This is a genomic window from Thermoactinomyces sp. DSM 45892, assembly GCF_900107305.1.
Classification (GTDB): Bacteria; Bacillota; Bacilli; order Thermoactinomycetales; family Thermoactinomycetaceae; genus Baia.
Genome location: NZ_FNPL01000040.1, coordinates 1 through 1,887, shown reverse-complemented (window position 1 = coordinate 1,887; position 1,887 = coordinate 1). Strand labels below are relative to the sequence as shown.

Genomic DNA, 1,887 nt, shown 5'->3' with positions numbered 1-1,887 from the left:
CCTGAGGCTCCAACTGCCCCCGTCGGCCCTGCTGGACCTTGAGGCCCGGTAGCCCCCGCAGGTCCGGGAGGTCCTCCTGATGGACCTGTAGGCCCTGTGGCTCCGGCAGACCCCGTCGGTCCCCTCGTGACGTCTGTGTTTAATACATTTTCTAACTTTTCATTTAGGATCCATTCTTTTTTCCCGATTACATTAATCGTGTCGCGAACACTATTATTTATCGTGAGTAAATCGCTAATAGAAGGTTGGAAGGATGTTGAGACTCCGGGAAGCGTTCCGAGAACGTACTGGAGTTTTTCGCCCTCAGCATTAATAATATGACTTAATCCTAGTTCTTCTAAGGCAATCGATGATAGTAGTAAATTTACTGCATCTTCTCTTGTAATGGAGATATTAGGTGAAATATTAGGGATGTTGGCTTGAGACATGTTATACCTCCTTAATACAATATTCTTAGTATAGATATGCATAATTACATATATTCTTACGGTTTTATTTATTCAAAGAGAACGATCTTTTATAGATAAAAGAACTGTAACCATCGAGGGTCGTTTCCAACGGTAATCGTACTAAAGATGTTGTTGGATATTTGATCGATTAACGCAACACGTCCAGGATTGCCACCAATCACCGCGGCAACGTAGGATGAGGTGAAGTTATCAAGCATTAACTCCGTTGGGATCGAGTTGACGGCAAGTTCTCGCCCATTTCCTGCTAACGTAATCGTAGCGAGAGTGTTGTTGGTGCTTGCATCGACTTTATAAACAAAATTATTTTGTGGTTTAACATAGAGTGTGTTGGTTAACGTATTGATATCTACACCAATTAGCCCTCCACTGAGTGGAATGGTAGCCGCTATGGTATTACTAGGGAAATTGATAGCATTGACAACACTTCCATTATTTAGAGCTACATAATAAAGTCCTGATGCTGGGTTCACAGCTAACTGATGATCGCCCGATGTTGTCGTAATGGTTGCGACGATGCTATTCGTGGTGCTGTCAACGACAGAAACGAACCCGCTATTCGAAGAGATATAAATTTGATTTGTGATTACATTTACATCTGCTTCTAGAGGAGCAGGAACGGCGATGGTTGTGACGAAAGTATTATTTTCTTCAAAGACAGATACATTATTACTGCCGAAGTTTGAAATATATACTCGACCATTATTAGGATTTACCGCTCCACCTCTAGGGGTGGTACCAGCAGTAAGGGTTGCGATGATGGTATTGGTTCTTGCATCGATGACAGAGGCATTACGTGATCCAGAATTGGCAACATATACCCGATCGTTCTTTTGATTGATAGAGCCACCCCAAGGAGCAGATCCTACAGGGATTGTAGCCACTACTTGTAGCGTTCGTCCGTTAATGACTGAGACGTTATTTGAATTACTGTTTTGTACATAGATGAAAGGTGTTTGGTTTTCAGCTGAGGCTCCAGTAATGCCTGTGGCGCCTGTCGACCCGGTAGCTCCCGTCGGTCCGGTAATGCCTGCAACTCCGGTAGCCCCTGTGGGTCCAGTGCCACCTTGGGGTCCGCTAGCACCAGTAGACCCTGTGGCACCTTGAGGCCCTGTGGCACCAGTGGGTCCGGTAGCCCCTTGAGGCCCCGTAGTGCCGTCCGCGCCATCCGCGCCCGTTGGACCTTGAGGCCCAGTGTCCCCTTGAGGCCCCGTAGTGCCGTCCGCGCCATCCGCGCCCGTCGGACCTTGAGGCCCAGTGTCCCCTTGAGGCCCCGTAGTGCCGTCCGCGCCATCCGCGCCCGTCGGACCTTGAGGCCCAGTGTTCCCTTGAGGCCCCGTAGTGCCGTCCGCGCCATCCGCGCCCGTTGGACCTTGAGGCCCCGTAGTGCCGTCCGCGCCATCCGCGCCCGTCGGACCTT

General features: G+C 49.2%; 1 protein-coding gene and 1 pseudogene. Both read right to left on the bottom strand.

Annotated elements, in window-relative coordinates; all coding sequences use genetic code 11:
• Positions 1–428 (bottom strand): annotated as a pseudogene (locus tag BLU58_RS16205) (spore surface glycoprotein BclB); the annotation flags it as partial.
• Positions 429–517: 89 nt separating this feature from the next.
• On the bottom strand, positions 518–1,887 hold a 1,370-nt coding region (locus BLU58_RS17220), incomplete at its 5' end, for a hypothetical protein (RefSeq protein ID WP_093293838.1).